Source organism: Bacillus sp. P4_D3 (genome assembly GCF_056401855.1).
On sequence record NZ_JBFUIN010000046.1, the window covers coordinates 1 to 18,706 of the forward strand.

General features: G+C 36.1%; 19 protein-coding genes and 1 tRNA gene. 15 read left to right on the plus strand and 5 right to left on the minus strand.

From position 1 onward, the window contains the following. Positions 1-54: 54 nt before the first annotated feature. Positions 55-750, minus strand: coding sequence for a VrrA/YqfQ family protein (gene vrrA, locus AC1DTM_RS09215; protein WP_016106173.1), 696 nt, complete (start codon positions 748-750; stop codon positions 55-57). A gap of 179 nt (positions 751-929) precedes the next feature. On the opposite strand from vrrA, the gene AC1DTM_RS09220 reads away from it, so the two are divergent. Further along, on the plus strand, positions 930-2,240 hold the full coding sequence (locus tag AC1DTM_RS09220) for a DEAD/DEAH box helicase (RefSeq protein WP_002111874.1): 1,311 nt from the start codon (positions 930-932) through the stop codon (positions 2,238-2,240). Positions 2,241-2,490: 250 nt separating this feature from the next. Next, entirely contained in the window at positions 2,491-3,387 is an 897-nt protein-coding gene (locus tag AC1DTM_RS09225) for a deoxyribonuclease IV (protein WP_477000182.1), read from the plus strand. Positions 3,388-3,406: 19 nt separating this feature from the next. On the opposite strand, the gene AC1DTM_RS09230 is transcribed toward AC1DTM_RS09225, so the two are convergent. Beyond that, the gene (locus tag AC1DTM_RS09230) at positions 3,407-3,661 is read right to left on the minus strand and encodes a DUF2624 domain-containing protein (protein ID WP_001048958.1); all 255 of its coding nucleotides are present in this window, start codon (positions 3,659-3,661) and stop codon (positions 3,407-3,409) included. 151 nt (positions 3,662-3,812) lie between these two features. On the opposite strand from AC1DTM_RS09230, the gene AC1DTM_RS09235 reads away from it, so the two are divergent. The 4 genes from AC1DTM_RS09235 (at position 3,813) to AC1DTM_RS09250 (ending at position 6,902) form a co-directional block, all read left to right on the plus strand. After that, the gene (locus AC1DTM_RS09235) at positions 3,813-4,691 is read left to right on the plus strand and encodes a YitT family protein (protein ID WP_002015168.1); all 879 of its coding nucleotides are present in this window, start codon (positions 3,813-3,815) and stop codon (positions 4,689-4,691) included. A 180-nt stretch (positions 4,692-4,871) separates the two neighbouring features. Then, positions 4,872-5,642: a metal ABC transporter ATP-binding protein gene (locus AC1DTM_RS09240; protein WP_002111871.1), complete on the plus strand. Its 771-nt coding sequence runs from the start codon at positions 4,872-4,874 to the stop codon at positions 5,640-5,642. Next, the gene (locus AC1DTM_RS09245; protein WP_002160460.1) at positions 5,642-6,475 is read left to right on the plus strand and encodes a metal ABC transporter permease; all 834 of its coding nucleotides are present in this window, start codon (positions 5,642-5,644) and stop codon (positions 6,473-6,475) included. Before AC1DTM_RS09240 ends, AC1DTM_RS09245 begins: the two co-directional genes overlap by 1 nt. A 13-nt stretch (positions 6,476-6,488) precedes the next feature. Further along, entirely contained in the window at positions 6,489-6,902 is a 414-nt protein-coding gene (locus AC1DTM_RS09250; protein WP_477000183.1) for a Fur family transcriptional regulator, read from the plus strand. An 84-nt stretch (positions 6,903-6,986) separates the two neighbouring features. On the opposite strand, the gene ispG is transcribed toward AC1DTM_RS09250, so the two are convergent. The 3 genes from ispG to yqgB form a co-directional block, all read right to left on the minus strand. Further along, positions 6,987-8,090 (minus strand): flavodoxin-dependent (E)-4-hydroxy-3-methylbut-2-enyl-diphosphate synthase, encoded by a 1,104-nt coding sequence (gene ispG, locus AC1DTM_RS09255; RefSeq protein ID WP_165762451.1) that lies wholly within the window; start codon positions 8,088-8,090, stop codon positions 6,987-6,989. Between the two features lie 165 nt (positions 8,091-8,255). Beyond that, positions 8,256-8,621, minus strand: a complete 366-nt coding sequence (locus tag AC1DTM_RS09260; protein ID WP_016106172.1) for a hypothetical protein — start codon at positions 8,619-8,621, stop codon at positions 8,256-8,258. Between the two features lie 65 nt (positions 8,622-8,686). Next, on the minus strand, positions 8,687-9,454 hold the full coding sequence (gene yqgB / locus AC1DTM_RS09265; protein WP_002034056.1) for a protein YqgB: 768 nt from the start codon (positions 9,452-9,454) through the stop codon (positions 8,687-8,689). A gap of 239 nt (positions 9,455-9,693) precedes the next feature. On the opposite strand from yqgB, the gene AC1DTM_RS09270 reads away from it, so the two are divergent. From AC1DTM_RS09270 to AC1DTM_RS09310, 9 genes are all read left to right on the plus strand, one after another. Then, positions 9,694-9,767: transfer RNA gene (locus AC1DTM_RS09270), tRNA-Ile, on the plus strand. 223 nt (positions 9,768-9,990) lie between these two features. Then, the gene (gene sodA, locus AC1DTM_RS09275; RefSeq protein ID WP_001052029.1) at positions 9,991-10,602 is read left to right on the plus strand and encodes a superoxide dismutase [Mn]; all 612 of its coding nucleotides are present in this window, start codon (positions 9,991-9,993) and stop codon (positions 10,600-10,602) included. Positions 10,603-10,723: 121 nt separating this feature from the next. After that, a complete protein-coding gene (locus AC1DTM_RS09280; protein WP_016106171.1) occupies positions 10,724-12,001 on the plus strand; it encodes an MFS transporter in 1,278 nt (425 codons plus the stop codon). Positions 12,002-12,110: 109 nt separating this feature from the next. Continuing rightward, on the plus strand, positions 12,111-14,243 hold the full coding sequence (locus tag AC1DTM_RS09285; RefSeq protein ID WP_016106170.1) for a peptidoglycan D,D-transpeptidase FtsI family protein: 2,133 nt from the start codon (positions 12,111-12,113) through the stop codon (positions 14,241-14,243). Between the two features lie 369 nt (positions 14,244-14,612). After that, entirely contained in the window at positions 14,613-15,530 is a 918-nt protein-coding gene (locus tag AC1DTM_RS09290; RefSeq protein WP_199715061.1) for a PstS family phosphate ABC transporter substrate-binding protein, read from the plus strand. 27 nt (positions 15,531-15,557) lie between these two features. Continuing rightward, a complete protein-coding gene (gene pstC, locus AC1DTM_RS09295; protein WP_002199339.1) occupies positions 15,558-16,508 on the plus strand; it encodes a phosphate ABC transporter permease subunit PstC in 951 nt (316 codons plus the stop codon). Position 16,509: 1 nt separating this feature from the next. Then, positions 16,510-17,376 (plus strand): phosphate ABC transporter permease PstA, encoded by an 867-nt coding sequence (gene pstA, locus AC1DTM_RS09300; protein ID WP_002145719.1) that lies wholly within the window; start codon positions 16,510-16,512, stop codon positions 17,374-17,376. A gap of 28 nt (positions 17,377-17,404) precedes the next feature. Beyond that, the gene (gene pstB, locus AC1DTM_RS09305) at positions 17,405-18,220 is read left to right on the plus strand and encodes a phosphate ABC transporter ATP-binding protein (protein WP_002160466.1); all 816 of its coding nucleotides are present in this window, start codon (positions 17,405-17,407) and stop codon (positions 18,218-18,220) included. Between the two features lie 251 nt (positions 18,221-18,471). Continuing rightward, positions 18,472-18,706 (plus strand): helix-turn-helix domain-containing protein (locus AC1DTM_RS09310; protein WP_477000184.1); only part of this gene is annotated, 235 nt, incomplete at its 3' end.

An 18,706-nucleotide genomic window follows, 5' to 3' on the forward strand; every position in this document is an offset into this window, starting at 1 on the left:
GTGTGCATAGTCCATTACATTATAAAGGAGGAGGAGATAGAAAACAAAGGATTGTTACACATATAGTTTTGGTTTTGTTGCTATTTGTTGAACAGGCTCTTCTGGTAATTCTTTTTCTATTATGGGTTCAATCACAATTTTTTTTCTTTTTCTCTTTTTTGGTGGAGGAGTTGGAGTGGCTACTTCAACTTCTCTAGGTTGGTCTTCAGTTTGTTTTTCCTCCGTGCTTTTTCCAGAGGTGAGGATTTTGACGATATTTGGTAGACTACGCATAATTGGACCGTATTGCTCGACGACAGGTCCTACAGATTGAACAACTTGGGATACTTTTTCGATATTATTTATCATATTAGTTGGATTCGAAATTAGATTCGAAAGAAAGCTTCCGATGCCGCTGCTAGATGTCGCCGCAGCGGCAGTTGTTGCGACGCCGCGCGTGTCATTGGATTCATACATTTGAGGTGGTATCATTTGTTGGGGATGTTGCTGCATATACGGTTGATATTGCTGTGAGTATTGCTGTTGGTATTGCTGTTGCTGTTGCTGGTACATCATCGGTGGCCCATCTGTTTGCCGATAGGGAGGGACCATTTGCATGAAAGGCTCCGTAGGATCGTGTTTTTTAAAGAGTTTAGAAAGAAAACTTTTCTTTTTTTGTGCCATCGGTGGTAGTTGTGGAATTGGGTATGGTGTATAAGAATGATGTCCTTGATTAGGATACATTTGTCCTATTGGGGATTTCGGATACATATGAGAAATCCTCCTTTCTTCAGTTAGGTATATACACATACAATATGCAATGGAAGGAAAGAAGGTTAGTTTTTGAGATAAAAACCTAAACTAAAGATGGATTTTACTTGTAGATTTCGATATAATGTAGACTTGACTGATTTGTGCGCAGTAGAAATTTTAGAAAGAAGGTGTAACTTATGACACTACAAACTTTTACACAGTATGATTTTAAACCATTTTTAATAGATGCAGTTCGTGAACTACGCTTTACAGAGCCAACAGGAATTCAAAAGAAAATTTTCCCGGTTGTGAAAAAAGGTGTGAGTATAATTGGACAATCCCAAACTGGTTCTGGGAAAACACATGCATACTTACTTCCTACATTAAACAGAATTGATGCAAGTCGTGAAGAAGTACAACTTGTTATTACAGCGCCTACTCGTGAGTTAGCACAACAAATTTACGAAGAAATTGTGAAACTAACAAAGTTCTGTGCAGAAGATCAAATGATTACAGCACGCTGTTTAATTGGCGGAACTGATAAACAACGATCAATTGAAAAGTTGAAAAAACAACCTCATATTGTAGTTGGAACGCCAGGACGTATTAAAGACTTAGTAGAAGAAAAGGCGCTATTTGTTTATAAAGCGGATACTATTATTGTCGATGAAGCGGACTTAATGCTTGATATGGGATTCATTCAAGATGTAGATAAAATTGCGGCACGTATGCCTAAAAATCTGCAAATGTTAGTTTTCTCTGCAACAATTCCTCAAAAATTAAAACCATTTTTGAAGAAATATATGGAGAATCCAGAACATATTCATATTAATCCGAAGCAAGTTGCAGCAGGAAATATTGATCATTACCTTGTGCCTTCAAGACACCGTAATAAAACTGAATTAGTGAAAAATATGCTACTTCAATTTAAACCATATTTAGCAATTGTCTTTACAAACACAAAGAAGAAGGCTGACGAAGTAGCCGATGGATTAGCAGAACGTGGGTTAAAAGTAGGACGTATACACGGTGATTTATCACCACGTGATCGTAGAAAAATGATGAAACAAGTTCGTGATTTAGAGTTCCAATACATTGTCGCAACAGATTTGGCGGCACGCGGTATTGATATTGAAGGAATTAGCCATGTTATTAACTATGAACTTCCATCAGATTTAGACTTCTTCGTTCACCGCGTTGGAAGAACTGCACGTGCGGGTCATTCAGGTATTGCGGTAACGATTTATGATCCAGCAAATGAAGAAGCGTTAGATAGTTTGGAAAAACAACGTCATATCGAGTTTAAGCATGTAGATTTACGCGGAGATGAATGGGCGGATTTAGGTGACCGTCGTCGTCGTAAGAGCCGTAAAAAACCAAATGATGGACTAGATGTTATGGCAACAAAAGTTGTTAAAAAGCCGAAAAAAGTAAAACCAAACTATAAACGAAAACTTGCAACAGAACGTGACAAAGTGAAGAAAAAATATAGCAATAAAAAAAGATAAGGGATTTCCCTTATTTTTTTTTATCTCACTACTTGAGAGAAAATCGATTAATGCAGACTAATAATTAGTGAGGGGTAGAAAAAACGTTGACTAAAGTTTCACTTTATTGGGTTAATTTAAGTATAGAGTGCAGAGTGTTTAAATAGTCAGTTTAATCTATGTAGTGCCTTTTGTGTGAACAAACAATTCGCTACATATTTCTACAAATTATGCTATCATTATATCTATTGTATATTGAAGAGGTGATTGTATGTTAAAGATAGGATCTCATGTTTCAATGAGTGGTAAGAAGATGTTATTAGCAGCAAGTGAAGAGGCTGTTTCATACGGTGCAACAACGTTCATGATTTATACAGGTGCGCCACAAAATACACGAAGAAAACCAATTGAAGAATTGAATATAGAAGCAGGAAGAAAACATATGGAACTAAACGGTATTGAGGAAATTATCGTCCATGCTCCGTATATTATTAATGTTGGGAATACGACGAAACCTGAGACGTTCCAATTAGGTGTTGATTTTCTGCGTATGGAAATTGAAAGAACGGCAGCGTTAGGGGTAGCAACACAAATTGTTCTTCACCCAGGAGCTCACGTTGGTGCAGGAGCAGATGCTGGTATTCAACAAATTATTAAAGGGCTTAATGAAGTAATAACGCCAGAACAGACGGTTAATATTGCGCTAGAAACGATGGCAGGAAAGGGAACAGAATGCGGTCGTAGCTTTGAAGAAATTGCGAAAATTATTGATGGTGTGAAATATAATGAAAAACTATCTGTATGTTTTGATACGTGTCATACGCATGATGCAGGTTATGACCTTGTAAATGATTTTGACGGTGTGTTAAACGAATTTGATAAAATTGTTGGGATAAATCGTTTACAAGTACTTCATATTAACGATAGCAAAAATGTACGCGGAGCTGGAAAAGACCGTCATGAGAATATTGGTTTTGGTCATATTGGCTATAAGGCGTTGCATCACATTGTGTATCACCCACAACTTACGCACGTACCAAAAATTCTTGAAACGCCGTATGTAGGTGAAGATAAAAAAGATAAGAAGCCACCATATAAATTAGAAATTGAAATGCTGAAAAATGGTACTTTTGATGAAGGAATTCTTGAAAAAATTAAAGCGCAATAAGGAGGGGATTTTCCCCTCCTTATTTTAGTAGTTGTTGAAATAAAGTATTTACTTGTTGGGCAGTAGCAGGGGAGGTTACTTTTGCTATTTGTTTTAAGAGCTCTAGTCGTTCGTTATTGTCGTAAATGTTAATATTTTTTCCCTTCATAAGTAAAACAATTTGATCAGCTTGCGCAGTCGTAATTGAAACTTCATATTCTTTACTATATTTCAATAACTCTTTTGTAGAAATATGATTTAATTTTTTGTTCACAATTTGTTTAATGAGGTTCATCGTGTTGTCCTCCTTCACACGTTCTTCTATCGAAATATATGTAAGCATAGCTTGTACATATTCGTATCAAGGTGCATTTTTTCAATGGGGAAAAGAAGCTTATGTTATAATATAAGAACGAAACTATAGATAAAGAGTATAGGGAGGACTTATGGAGAAAAAGCAACATCGAAAAGAAAGTGTTATTCATCTTGTATATCGTTTAGTTATGATTGTCTTTGGGGCAGCGTGTGCGGCGGTAGCGATTGAACTGTTTTTAATGCCAAATAAAATTATTGATGGTGGAATTATTGGTATTTCTCTTATATTAGATTATCTTACTCCTAATATTTGGTGGTTAAGTTTTTCTACTTTAGTTGTTATCCTCAACATTCCTTTTATGTACTCCGGGTATAAGCAAATTGGAAAAACATTCATGTTATCTTCAGCATTTGGAATTGTAGCTTTAGCATTTATTGAATCAACGTTGCATGCTATACCGCCATTTACAACAGAGCCGATTTTAGCAACAGTTTTCGGCGGTCTTATTTTAGGGATTGGTGTAGGACTTGTTATTCGTCATGGTGGATCGTTAGACGGAACGGAGATTATGGGAATTCTATTAACGAAGAAATTACCGTTTTCTGTTGGTGAATTCGTAATGTTTGTGAACTTATTCATTTTTGCATGGGCAGCATTTGTTTTTGGTGTTGAACAAGCGATGTATTCTGTTATGACGTACTATATCGCATTCAAAACAATTGATACGGTAATTCAAGGATTAGACGAAACGAAAGCAGTTTTAATCGTATCGGATCAATATGAGGAAGTATCAAATGCAATTTTACACCGCCTTGGTCGTGGAACAACAAAACTTGTTGCTAAAGGTGGCTATACAGATAAAGAAAAAGAAGTTATTTATGCAGTTGTAACACGTTTGGAAGTGACGAAGTTAAAATCAATTGTGCATGAAATTGATGAAAACGCATTTGTTACGATTATGAATACACAAGAGACAAATGGTGGTAAGTTTAAATCAGCAATTCACTAAAAAGTTAATTGTAATATCTTTTGAAAGCAGAGAATTCTTCTCTGCTTTTTGTTATAATAATAAGGTTTCTTGAAATAAAGAATATATTTTAGGCAGATTGGTTTACAACTATAATAAGCTGTACTATAATTCAAATAGAGATAAATCGGAATCATTCTGAATTAAAATAGGTGAGATGATATGAATAATATATTGGAAATAGAAGGATTAACGTTTCGATATGAAGATCGAAACGTGTTAGAAGATATTAATTTGCAAGTTCCGAAGGGAGCTTTTTTAGGTTTAGTTGGACCAAATGGTTCAGGGAAATCGACTTTACTTAAATGTTTATTGGGTGTTTTAAAACCGAAGCAAGGAAGTATTAGATTGTTTGGTATTGATAGTAAGAAATTTAAAGAGTGGAATAAAGTTGGTTATGTATCCCAAAAGGCAAGTAGTTTTAACTCAGGTTTCCCAGCAACTGTTTTTGAAGTTGTTTCAATGGGGCTCGTTTCGAAAAAGGGGCTTTTTCGCTTTTTTACGAAAGACGATAATGCGAAAGTAGAAAAAGCGATTGCTGATGTAGGTATGAGTGAGTTTCAAGGTCGCAACATTGGAGAACTTTCTGGTGGACAACAACAGCGTGTATTTATTGCTCGTGCACTTGTAAGTAATCCGGAATTGCTTATTTTGGACGAACCTACTGTTGGAATCGATGTGAAAAATGTGGAAAGCTTCTATGAGATACTAGAGGATTTAAACAAAAGGCTAGGGATCACGTTAATTCTTGTTACGCACGATATGGGTGCTGTAACAGAGAAGGTGACACATGTTGCATGTTTAAATCAGCATCTACATTTCCATGGGAATGTAGAGAAATTCCGAGAGTTAGAAGATGCAGAAATGTCGATTTTATATGGGCATCATGTTCATCGCTTAGAACATGAACATGGGCATCACGGGAGGATATAATGATACAGGATTTTTTACAATATGATTTTTTACGTAATTCTTTATACGCTGGTGTTTTAATTGGGCTTGTCGGACCACTTATCGGCGTGTTCGTTGTAATTCGCCGCATGTCGCTTATTGCGGATGCATTAAGTCATGTGACGTTATCAGGAATTGCAGCTAGTTTATTACTTGAAAAGACAATCTTTACTGGAGGGTTTTTAAACCCTTTATATATGGGAATGTTTTTTTCAATCGGTGGAGCATTGCTAATTGAAAAATTACGTACTGTATATAAACATTATCAAGAGTTAGCAATTCCGATTATACTTTCAGCAGGGATGGGGATTGGAGTTATCTTCATTTCACTTGCTAATGGATTTAATACGGATTTATTTAGTTATTTATTTGGTAGTGTAAGTGCTGTGACAAGTGCAGATTTAATTATTATTGGTATAGTAGCAATTGTAGTTATTATAACGATTGTTTTATTATACAAAGAGTTGTTTTTACTATCATTTGATGAGGAATACGCTGTATCAACCGGTTTGAGTGCAAAGTGGATTCACTTTATTTTCATTATATTAGTTGCTCTTGTAATTGCGGTATCAATGCGTGTTGTAGGTGTTCTTCTCGTATCATCTTTAATGACGTTACCAGTTGCAGCAAGTATTCGTATTGCAAAAGGATTTAAACAAACAATTTTCTTTTCCATTTTATTTGGTGAAATTGCAGTAATTGGTGGAATGTTTGCTTCGTATCAACTTGATCTAGCACCAGGTGGTACAATTGTTATGATAGCGGTTCTTATTTTAATCGGTGCGATTTTATGGAAGAAGAAAAAAACTGCATAAAGTAGGGATAGGTATGAATCTAACAGAAGCTTTACGCCTAATGAAGGAAAAAGGATATAAACATACGGGGAAAAGGGAAGAGATGCTAAGATTATTTGCGGCGCATAATTGTTATTTAACCGCAAAAGATGTTTTAGAACATATGAAGGATGATTATCCAGGACTTAGTTTCGATACGATTTATCGTAACTTAACGGTTTTTGCTGAAATTGGTGTTTTAGAGCAAACGGAACTAAATGGTGAAAAACATTTTCGTTTTATGTGCTCTATTATGGAACATCATCATCATTTCATTTGTTTAGATTGTGGTGGTACGAAAGAAATCACTTCTTGCCCAATGGATTTTATGAATAAAGATTTTAAAGGTTATGAGGTAACGGGACATAAGTTCGAAATATATGGTCGTTGTCCAAAATGTGCAAAATAAGAGAACTCGTCGGTTATATAACTGACGAGTTTTTAATTTAAATGTGAAAAAAGGTTGCTCACAAAAATTGTGGGCAACCTTTTTTTATTGTTCTTGTTCCTGTTTTTCTTTTTCTCGTTCGGCAGCCATTTCAGCAGCGATTACATCAATTTCTTTTTTCAGTTCTTCTACCATTGTTTCTTCTGGTACTTTACGAACGACTTGCCCTTTACGGAATAATAAACCTTCTCCGCGTGCACCGGCAATACCGATGTCAGCTTCACGAGCTTCACCAGGACCGTTTACGGCGCAGCCGAGTACTGCAACCTTAATTGGAACTTTAAGTGTAGAGATGTATTCTTCGACTTCATTAGCAATGCTAATTAGGTCGATTTCAATACGACCACAAGTTGGACAAGAAATAAGTGTTGCGGCATTAGATGCAAGACCGAATGACTTTAATAGTTCACGTGCAACCTTTACTTCTTCAACTGGATCAGCACTTAAAGAAATACGAAGTGTATTTCCGATACCTTTACTTAAAATTGCTCCAAGACCAGCGGCGCTTTTTACAGTTCCAGCAAACAATGTTCCTGATTCTGTAATACCTAAATGTAATGGATAATCAAAAGCGCGAGCAGCTTTTTCGTATGCTTCAATTGCTAAGTTAACATCAGAGGCTTTCATTGATACGATAATATCGTGGAAATCTAAGTCCTCTAAAATTTTAATATGGTGCAGTGCGCTCTCGACCATACCATCAGCAGTTGGATATCCATACTTTTCTAAAATATGACGTTCTAATGAACCGGCATTTACACCGATACGGATTGGAATGCCACGCTCTTTCGCTGCATTTACAACAGCTTCTACTTTATGGCGACGTCCAATGTTACCTGGATTGATACGTACTTTATCAATGCCGCCTTCGATTGCTTTTAAAGCAAGGCGATAATCAAAATGAATATCAGCAACAAGTGGAATGTTGATTTGTTTTTTAATATCAGCAATAGCATTTGCTGCGCGTTCGTCTGGAACAGCAACACGAACAACTTGACAGCCAGCTTCTTCTAAACGTTTAATTTCAGCAACTGTAGCCTCAACATCATGTGTTTTTGTTGTCGTCATACTTTGTATAATTAATTCATTGTTACCGCCAATTGTTAAATTACCGACTTTAACTGGACGTGTTTTTGTACGCTGAGTCATTTCATTCACGAATTGATCGCTCTCCTTATAAAAGAAGTTTCTTATTTTAGTCCCTTACATCAATGATAGTATGTGTGAGAAAGGGCTATGGAAACCAAAGTACTCGGTTTCACTTTTACTATTGTATCAGCGCCTTTATGTAATTGACAAGGATTAAGTGATTGCTTATTGATATAACGGGAATTTATAAGACTTTCCAACTTGGATTTTTGTAGCAGATGTATTTTTATTTAATTGCTTAAAATCATCAATTACTTTTTCAATAGAAGGAATTTTTTTCTTATTAATCGCTTCTGTAATAGAAAGAACTGTATCGCCAGTTTTTACTTCGATTGCTTTATAAGTTGTATCCGTTTCTTTTTCTGTTTCTTTCTCTTTATTTTGTTTTGTATCTGTATTTTCTTGTTTTATCGTTTGGGCAGCAGAGGTTTTTTTGTATGAACTTAACATCGGTAAAGTACCGATTTTTATGTCGTAATAAAATATATAACCGAGGACAAGCACGAATAAGAGTACACCTAATCTCTTCATATCCTTCACTCCTTTGCTAGGAATATATGCTTGTCCAAAAAAAAAATGCCTATTTAGGCATTTTTTTATAGTTCTTGTTTTTCTTTCGGTTTTGGAACTTCTTTAATTGTTAAGTATAGAACGATTAAAACAACTGCAATGTAAATGAATGTTGCACCAGGTACGTTTATTTTGAATAAATCCATAATCATAAAGAAGATTGTTGGAATTGTGTAGCTGTAAGCAGTTAATGTCCAAACTTGTTTATAAGATAATTTGCGTTGACCGCTCATCGCAGAACCGATGAAGGCAAGCAATGTAACTCCTACAAAGGTAATAAATAATTGGAACAAGTACAGTAAGAACCCAATAACGAATAATAAGATTGGATAAATACTGTCAAATAACGAAATGAAATCTTGTAAATCCTTTTTCTCAAGAGATGCGCCTAATAAGTCATTGTAGGAGTATGTTTGTGTTTGACCATTCCCCATGGAGACTACTTTATCTTTTAAAACAAATAAACCTGTTTTATTTTGATATTTTTCTAAGTCTGTTGAATTTGGATCAAATACGAAAAGGGCATTTCCATCTTCTTTTTCGATAGGTTGATCAATATCAGCTGTTAGCTCGCCATTTTCAATTTTAAAATCAGGTAAATCTTTTTCGATTACTTTATTTACCATGTTAACACCATCTTGGATGACGCTACCGTACAAGAAAGTTCTTGGAATAGTAGTGATTAGGCAAAGAAGCATAATATACAAAATGGTTTTACCGATTTTTTGAAAACGGAAAAGCGCCATATCTTTAGGCGAATATACGCTTTTTGCTAGCTGTGTAAAAATGGACATAGATTCACTTCCTTTATGTATGTGTAAAATCATTGTAACGTACGAATCTAGAGAAGCTCAAGATATATTATATTTACATATAGTAGAAAGGACTAAATTTCTTTTTATTAATTTACTTCTTTTAGTAGAGAAAAATACAATTGACACTTTTCTTTTGTATATGGTAAATTTATCTTACATTTTTCAAACGATATATCCGATGGGAATGTAGTTGTTTTTAATGGTACATACATAATCGTGGACCCTTAGCTCAGTTGGTTAGAGCAGACGGCTCATAACCGTCCGGTCGTAGGTTCGAGTCCTACAGGGTCCATATCCATTTCATATGTTTATTATGTCAGCAGGAAGCTTCCTTGTAGAAGGAAGCTTTTTTTCGGAATATATGAGCATTTTAATTGAAAAGAAGTGGGAATTTTGCTACTTTAATGATAGCAAGACAAAGCGATTTATTTGTTTGCACCCTATGGCAATTAGGGTAGAATGAAGTTGTAGGTCACATATGTAGTGACAATACATAAACCGGGAGGAATATAACAATGGCAAAACACGAATTACCAAATTTACCTTATGCGTATGATGCTTTAGAACCTCACTTTGATAAAGAAACAATGAACATCCATCATACAAAACATCACAACACGTATATTACAAACTTAAACGCTGCTTTAGAAGGTCATGCAGAATTAGCAGACAAAAGCGTTGAAGAATTAGTTGCAAACTTAAACGAAGTACCTGAAGCAATCCGTACAGCAGTACGTAACAATGGTGGCGGACATGCTAACCATACATTCTTCTGGACAATCCTATCTCCAAACGGCGGGGGACAACCAGTAGGCGAACTTGCAACTGCGATTGAAGCGAAATTCGGTAGCTTCGATGCATTCAAAGCAGAATTCGCAAAAGCTGGCGCAACTCGCTTCGGTTCTGGTTGGGCTTGGTTAGTAGTAAACAATGGTGAGTTAGAAGTAACAAGCACTCCAAACCAAGATTCTCCTCTAACTGAAGGTAAAACTCCAGTTATCGGTTTAGATGTTTGGGAGCATGCTTACTACTTAAATTACCAAAATCGTCGTCCTGACTACATCGGTGCATTCTGGAACGTTGTAGATTGGAACGTTGCTGAAAAACTTTACCAAGAAGCAAAATAATTGAAGTTAATACAGCTAGAAAAAAGCTAGGAGTTTTCTCCTAGCTTTTTTCTATGCTCTCCTTTTACATAATTGAGCTTGTCTTTGGAAGACTAGAACATGAAGTAAAGGAGAGTTGTGTATGAAGTGGAAACATGTAATTGGTGATGTTGAAGTGAATCGGGATTTAGTATTATTGCTCGTTATAGGAGGTTTATACACGCTCGCAATTTCTTTATCGAATACGTTTGTAAACATTTATTTATGGAAGCAAACACAAAATTATGTAAATCTGGGCTTGTATAATTTGGCCAGCGTTGTATTGCAGCCTCTAACATTTCTTGTGGGCGGGAAATTAGCGAAACGTATTGATCGCTCGATTTTATTGCGAATCGGTGTAGGCACGTTAGCTGTTTTTTTTATCGTCGTTTTAGTAGCGGGAAAAAGTGCATCTCACTATATTTTACTAATGGGAGCCCTTTTAGGAGTTGGTTATGGTTTCTATTGGCTCGCTTTTAACTTGTTGACATTTGAGATCACAGAACCAGAAACAAGAGATTTTTTTAACGGTTTTCTCGGACTTCTTACATCTTTCTCTGGAATGATTGGACCGATAGCTGCAGGATATACAATTTCACGTATGGAAAAATGGAGCGGTTATACTGTCGTTTTCTTCCTCTCGTTAATGCTATTTGCGGTTGCAGTCGTTCTAAGCTTTTTTTTATCGAAGAGGGAATGTGAAGGACGCTATGAAATTGTGCAAGTATTGAAAGAGCGGCAAGTTGATGAAAACTGGGGAAGAATTACGCGTGCTCATTTCTTCCAAGGCTTGAGAGAGGGAACGTTTATTTTCGTTATTTCGGTATACGTCTATTTAGCATCTGGTAGCGAGTTAGCACTAGGGAAGTATAGTTTAGTGAATTCTGCAGTATCATTTGTATGCTATTATTTAGTTACTCGTCTGTTAAAGAAAGAATGGCGAAAAAAAGCAATTTTACTTGGTGGCATTATTTTATATGCGGTCGTATTTTTAGTTATTTTCAATGTTACATATACGAAATTACTTATTTATGCAGCATGTATTGCGGTTGCATATCCCATTTTACTCGTTCCGTACGGATCCATGACATACGATGTAATTGGTAGAGCAAAACAGGCGAGAGAATGGCGTGTAGAATATGTAGTTGTCAGGGAATTATGGTTAAATGCCGGAAGAATTTGTTCCATTTTAAGTTTTTTATGTGCTGTAACATTCTTTCCTCCTGAAAAAAGTTTACCGTTCTTACTATGTATTTTAGGAGCTGGACATTTTCTTATTTATTTTGCAGTTAAAAATGTCAAATATGATGAGGGAAATGTGAACAAAACCAGCGTTGTAGCGCAAGGAACCACGCAGAATCAAACTGAACCAGAAGGTTAACTTATCGTTTGTTTTATGCTAGAATAGAAAAAGATGTAAGACAGCAGTGAGGGCACCTGTATGAAGGTGTCCCTTTCACATTACATAGCTGTTGGTAGAGGGGGTTTGTATGAGTAAGAAGCAGAAAAAGAACCAAACAAAGACAAAAACCCACGTTCCCTTTCGGTTAAACGTGTTGTTTTTTTGCGTGTTTTTAATGTTCTCCGCAGTTATTGTAAGGCTTGGATACGTACAAATTGTTCGTGGCGAGGAATATAAAAATGAAGTTGAGAAAAAAGAAAATTCAACGATAAGTAATCCTGTACCACGCGGGAAAATATTTGATCGTAATGGAGAAGCGGTCGTAGATAATGAGCCTATTCGTACAATTACATTTACAAAAATGAAGGGATCAACTGCAGCAGATCGCTTAGAAACGGCGAAAAAGTTAGCAGATTTAATTGAAGTCCCAACAGATAAGTTAACAGATCGCGATAAAAAAGATTATTGGCTTGCTTTACATAAAGAAGAAGCAGAAACAAAAATCACAAAAAAAGATCGTGAAGAGCTTAAAACAAATAAAATTGACGATAAAGAACTGGATGAACGTCAACGAAATCGTGTAACAGAAGAAGAGATTAATCAACTGTCAGCAAAAGATTTAGAAATATTGGCGATCAAAAGTAAGATGGAAAGCGGATATGCAATGACGCCGCAAATCGTTAAAAAAAATGCAACACCGGAAGAATACGCGATTATTAGTGAAAATTTAGCGAAATTACCAGGTGTAGATACAAATGTTGACTGGGAGMGAAAATATAAGTATGACGATATGTTCCGAAGTGTACTTGGTAGTGTAACTTCTTCTGATGAAGGGCTACCGAGAGAAAGATTAGATTACTATCTTGTTCGTGATTATAATCGTAATGATCGCGTAGGAAAAAGTTACCTTGAGCAACAATATGAAGATAGTTTACACGGTACAAAATCTGAAGTTAGAAATGTTACAGATAAAGATGGTAATATTTTAGAAACTATTAATGTGTCACAAGGACAACGAGGTAACGATCTGAATTTAACAATCGATATGGCATTACAAAAGCGTGTAGAAGAGATTCTTGAGAAAAACTTAATGAGATTTAAAGGGAGCGAACCTCTTTTAGACCGTGCATTCGTTGTAATGATGAACCCGAAAAATGGTGAAGTTTTATCTATGGCGGGGAAACAACTAGTGAATGAAGGCGGCGAAACGAAAGTAAAAGATTTCGCATTAGGAACGATGACGAGTTCTTATCCGATGGGTTCAACTGTAAAAGGTGCGACAGTACTTACGGGATATCAAACTGGTGCAATTCAACCTGGATCTGTACAGTTAGATGAACCAATTATATTAAAAGGGACACCTAGGAAGTCATCTTGGAAAACGATGGGGTATATTAATGACCTTACAGCGTTAAAAATGTCTTCTAACGTTTATATGTTTAAAACAGCGATGAATATTGCAGGGGTTCCATACGTACGAGGCGGTACGTTAGATATCCCGCAAAAAGCATTTGATACTATGCGTTACTATTTTGGGCAGTTTGGACTTGGTGTAAAAACAGGAATTGATTTGCCAAACGAAACTGCTGGTCAAATAGGTAAAGGGAATCAACCAGGTTTCTTATTAGATTTATCAATCGGACAGTATGATACGTATACACCGCTTCAATTAGCGCAATATATTTCGACGATTGCAAATGGTGGATATCGTATGCAACCTCAAGTTGTAAAGGAAATTCGTCAGCCATCGGCGAAGCCCGAGGAAGTTGGAAAAGTTGTTCAATCCATGGAACCGAAAGTATTAAATCGTGTTGATATGCCTGAATCACAAATTAAACGTGTTCAAGAAGGATTTAGACAAGTGTTTAACGATACAGGTGGTACAGCTACAAAATACTTTGCAGGTGCACCATATAAAGCCGCTGGGAAAACAGGTACAGCTCAAACTGTATATGGCGGAGATAAAGAGATTGGTAGAAATGAAAAAGGTGAGCGTAAAGAAACATATAACTTAACATTAGTAGGTTATGCGCCACTTGAAGATCCAGAAGTAGCATTTTCTGTTGTTGTGCCATGGGTACATGATGATAAAACAGGGATTAATGGATATATTGGTCGTGAAATAATGGACGCTTACTTTGATTTGAAAAAACAAGCATTAACTGGTGAAGCTCCAAAAGATGAAAAAGAGAAAAAAAGTAATGCACAAGATGATGAATAAAAAAGTTATAAAAAAAGCACACTATCTGAAAAGATAGTGTGCTTTTTTTTATGCTTTATGCATATGGTTTAGTAAATGTGGACAAGCGTAAAATGTTGAAAAAAACATGTAGTTTCAAAAACGATGAACATAACAAGATGAGTGCATACGCTCTAAGTTTGTCTTGTGTGATAGGTGATAGCAGTTTTATGGATGATTAGAAAATTTCCTGCATCTAAAGTACAAAAGTGAAAATAAAGTTTGTGTATACAGTTGTTTTTGTGGAACTTTACAAAACTTTTACAAACAATTAAAACCGAATTAATAGTTTAGCAGTATTCTTATATCTGTAATCCTGTTATTTCCGGTTACTTCTAGGAGGAAGAACACGTGAAATGGATGAGCGCATCGATTAAAGTTTTGACATTATCGACATGTTTCCTTTGTTTTAATATGTCTACTGCATTCGCTACAAATGAAATGGGAGAAGTGAGAGTTGATGGATCCTCAACGGTTTTTCCTATTATAGAGGCAGTAGCAGAGGAATATACAAAGGCCCATCCAAACGTGAAAATTTCTATTAGTATTTCTGGGACAGGAGGAGGATTTAATCGTTTCAGTAAAGGAGAAGTAGATATAAACAATGCTTCGAGATTGATGAAACCGGTAGAAGAAAATGCAATGCAGAAAAACTCCATTCAATTTACACCATTTGAGGTTGCTTATGATGGTCTAACGATTGTTGTGAATCATCAAAATACGTGGGTAAACAATATGACGATAGACGAGTTACGTCTATTATGGAGTGAAAATGGAAGATTGAAACGGTGGTCACAAATTCATTCATCATGGCCACGTGAACAAGTTAAATTTTATGCGCCAGGCGTAGACTCTGGTACTTATGATTATTTCCAAAATGTTGTCTTACAAAATAATCGCCTTGTAAAAACGGTTTCTTTGTCTGAAGACGATCAAGTTATTATGCAAGGGGTAATGAATGATAAAAATGCCATTGCTTTTGTAGGATATGCTTATTATATGGCCAATCGAGATAAGGTAAAAGCAATACAGGTGGATGGTGTATTTCCAACGAAAGAGACCATTCAATCGGGTACGTATAAGCCATTATCTAGGCCGCTATTTACGTATGTGAATCATGCATCTATCAGAAATAAAATTAATGTAGCAAATTATGTTGAGTTTATGATTAAGCATGTTGGAAGCCTTGCTGAAGAGGTCGGATATGTAAAATTACCAAAAGAAAAATATAATGAACAGCTGCGAATGTTAACAGAAATAAAAAGGTAATGTCAGGGTGGAAAGGGGTTTTCATCTTTGGCTCATAATGACAAAAGTCAAATTACATTTTCTGTACAACATTTGATTGAGAGAAATACAAATAGAAGAAAAAAAACGCAGCGAATCAATCGAATTGTTCCGTTAATACTAAAAGTCATTGCTAGCGTGTCCATTGTAACGACACTTGGAATTATTATTACGTTGGCAAATGAAACAATCATGTTTTTTCAAAAGATATCATTGTATTCTTTTTTGACAGAGAAAGAATGGTTACCTTTTTTTGAAGATCCGAAATTCGGTATATTACCACTTATATGTGGAACAATCCTTGTAACAGCAATTGCCATGTTCGTAGCAATTCCTATTGGTTTAGGTTGTGCCGTGTTTTTAAGCGAATACGCTTCGAATGGCGCTCGGAAAATATTAAAACCGTTGTTAGAGCTACTAGCAGGCATCCCGACAATTGTATATGGTTTTTTCGCGTTAACAGTTGTCACACCACTTTTACAACGCGTTATACCAGATTTGCAGTTTTTTAATGCTATTAGTCCGGGTATTGTTATAGGGTTCATGATGATCCCGACGATTGCGTCTCTATCTGAAGATGCGATGAGAGCTGTAGAAAAAGGAATTAAAGAAGCCTCATTAGCGCTAGGAGCGACTCGTTTTGAGATGGTAAAACAAGTGGTGTTTCCATCGGCTTTTACGGGCATAATGGCAGCGATTATATTAGCAGCTTCTCGAGCAATTGGTGAAACGATGATTGTTGTTATTGCAGCTGGATCCACACCTAATGTATCGATAGATCCGACTCATTCTATTCAAACATTAACAGCCTATATTGTACAAGTGAGTTTAGGAGATGCTCCGCACGGAACGATTACTTATTACAGCATGTATGCTGTAGGTGCAACGTTATTTATGTTTACTTTTATTATGAATATCATTTCGCAATATATTATGCGCCGTTTTAGGAGGGTGACATAATATGCGAATGTTAAACCATAAAAAAATACAAGAAAATATGGCATCACGTTTTTTAAAGGATCGGATTTACAAGTGTTTGTTTTATATAGCAATTTTGTTTTCAGTAGTAATACTTTTTATATTGCTTTTTCAAATTTTTGAAAAAGGTATAAGTTATCTTTCAATAGATTTCTTTACAAACTTCGCCTCGCGTAATCCGAGAGAAGCTGGGATTGTCGCTGCTTTGTCAGGAACAATACTATTTATGAGCATTGTTATACCGGTCTCTTTTATATTTGGAGTCGGAACAGCTCTTTATTTAGAGCATTATGCGAAGGAGTCCGTTTTTAAAAAGTTAATTGAATTAAATAATCAAACATTAGCAGGGGTACCTTCCGTTGTGTTTGGTTTACTCGGGTTAACTATTTTCGTATACGCTCTCCATTTAGGAGAGAGCATAATTGCAGCGGCACTGACGATGAGTTTACTCGTCTTACCAACTGTTGTTGTAGCTAGTCAAGAAGCGATTCGAACTGTGCCGAGCTCATTACTAGAGGCTTCTTACGGATTAGGTGCTACGAAGTGGCAAACGATGTATCAAATTGTATTGCCAGTAGCTTTACCAGGAATTGTAACGGGATGTACGTTAGCGGTATCGAGAGCAATTGGTGAGGCAGCACCATTATTAGTCATTGGGGCCCTTGCCTTTGCAAATTATGTTCCGTTCAGTATGTTTGATAGATTTACGGTTTTACCAATTCAAATTTTTAATTGGATGAGTAGACCACAAGAAGAATTTCAGTATGTAGCAGCAGCCGGGATGATTGTTTTGTTAGGATTGTTGCTCTTTATAAATATATTTGTCTTATGGTTACGAAATCGAAAATAAGTTGGAAGTGGATGAAAGGGGAATTCAAATGGTAGCAACAGTAGTAAATGTACAGGTGAAAAACGAGAAAAAGATTGAGACAGCACCAAAAAAAGTGGTATTTGATACGAAAAATTTAAATTTATGGTACGGAGAAGACCACGCTTTAAAAGATATCAACTTAAGTATTCATGAGAATGAAGTAACAGCGATTATCGGTCCAAGTGGTTGTGGTAAATCAACGTACTTAAAAACACTAAATCGTATGGTAGAGTTAGTGCCTATCGTTCGAACTACAGGCGTTATCGAATATAGAGAACGAAACATATTCGAAAAGTCATATCCGGTTGAAGAATTGCGTACGCATGTGGGAATGGTGTTCCAAAAGCCAAATCCATTCCCAAAATCTATTTATGAAAATGTAGCATATGGCCCGAAAATCCATGGTGTTCGTGACAAAAAAACACTTGATGAAATCGTTGAGAACAGCTTACGCGGAGCAGCTATTTGGGATGAGTTAAAAGATCGTTTGCACGATAATGCATACGGTTTATCTGGTGGACAGCAACAGCGCCTATGTATTGCACGCTGCTTAGCGATTGAGCCAGACGTAATTTTAATGGATGAGCCAACGTCGGCGCTAGATCCAATTTCAACATCAAAAGTAGAAGAGCTAATTCAGGAATTAAAGAAAGATTTTAGTATTGTTATCGTGACGCACAATATGCAACAAGCAGCACGTATTTCAGATAAAACCGCTTTCTTCTTAAGTGGAGAAGTTGTGGAATATACAGATACGAACAAGTTATTTACAACACCTACAGATAAGCGTACAGAAGACTACATTACAGGACGATTTGGTTGATATTGCTGTAAGGCTAAGAGTAAATGCTCTCTTAACAGAGGGTAACTAACTGTTACGATTTATTTAACCAATTATAACCAAAGTTAATTAAAGATATCAGTAAGCCCTGCTAGTCAAGTGATTGGCTAGTAGTGAGGGTTAACTGCGGGCAATCCCTAAAGCTGATTGAACTACAACGTGGCTAGAAATGGTGAGCGTGAATGTTGCGAAAGTAGAAAAAATCAATCAGATGATTAAGGAGTTGACTTCTGATGATATTGGCGAAGAAAGTCAGACTGATTCCAACGCCTGAACAAGAAAAAGTGCTTAGAAAYCATGCTGGWGCTTCAAGATTCGCTTATAACTATTGTAAAAGAATGAGTGATAGATACTATAAGCTATTTGGAAAATCTGTTTCACAGTTAGATTTACAGAAACGATTTACAAAGATCAAGAAGCGAAAGAGATATGAGTGGTTAAAWGACATCAACGCACAAGTTCCAAAAC

Coding starts and splice junctions, on each gene's coding strand:
- vrrA (WP_016106173.1), bottom strand. CDS start 750: ATGTATCCGAAATCCCCAATAGGACAAATGTATCCTAATCAAGGACAT.
- AC1DTM_RS09220 (WP_002111874.1), top strand. CDS start 930: ATGACACTACAAACTTTTACACAGTATGATTTTAAACCATTTTTAATA.
- AC1DTM_RS09225 (WP_477000182.1), top strand. CDS start 2,491: ATGTTAAAGATAGGATCTCATGTTTCAATGAGTGGTAAGAAGATGTTA.
- AC1DTM_RS09230 (WP_001048958.1), bottom strand. CDS start 3,661: ATGAACCTCATTAAACAAATTGTGAACAAAAAATTAAATCATATTTCT.
- AC1DTM_RS09235 (WP_002015168.1), top strand. CDS start 3,813: ATGGAGAAAAAGCAACATCGAAAAGAAAGTGTTATTCATCTTGTATAT.
- AC1DTM_RS09240 (WP_002111871.1), top strand. CDS start 4,872: ATGAATAATATATTGGAAATAGAAGGATTAACGTTTCGATATGAAGAT.
- AC1DTM_RS09245 (WP_002160460.1), top strand. CDS start 5,642: ATGATACAGGATTTTTTACAATATGATTTTTTACGTAATTCTTTATAC.
- AC1DTM_RS09250 (WP_477000183.1), top strand. CDS start 6,489: ATGAATCTAACAGAAGCTTTACGCCTAATGAAGGAAAAAGGATATAAA.
- ispG (WP_165762451.1), bottom strand. CDS start 8,090: ATGACTCAGCGTACAAAAACACGTCCAGTTAAAGTCGGTAATTTAACA.
- AC1DTM_RS09260 (WP_016106172.1), bottom strand. CDS start 8,621: ATGAAGAGATTAGGTGTACTCTTATTCGTGCTTGTCCTCGGTTATATA.
- yqgB (WP_002034056.1), bottom strand. CDS start 9,454: ATGTCCATTTTTACACAGCTAGCAAAAAGCGTATATTCGCCTAAAGAT.
- sodA (WP_001052029.1), top strand. CDS start 9,991: ATGGCAAAACACGAATTACCAAATTTACCTTATGCGTATGATGCTTTA.
- AC1DTM_RS09280 (WP_016106171.1), top strand. CDS start 10,724: ATGAAGTGGAAACATGTAATTGGTGATGTTGAAGTGAATCGGGATTTA.
- pstA (WP_002145719.1), top strand. CDS start 16,510: ATGCGAATGTTAAACCATAAAAAAATACAAGAAAATATGGCATCACGT.
- pstB (WP_002160466.1), top strand. CDS start 17,405: ATGGTAGCAACAGTAGTAAATGTACAGGTGAAAAACGAGAAAAAGATT.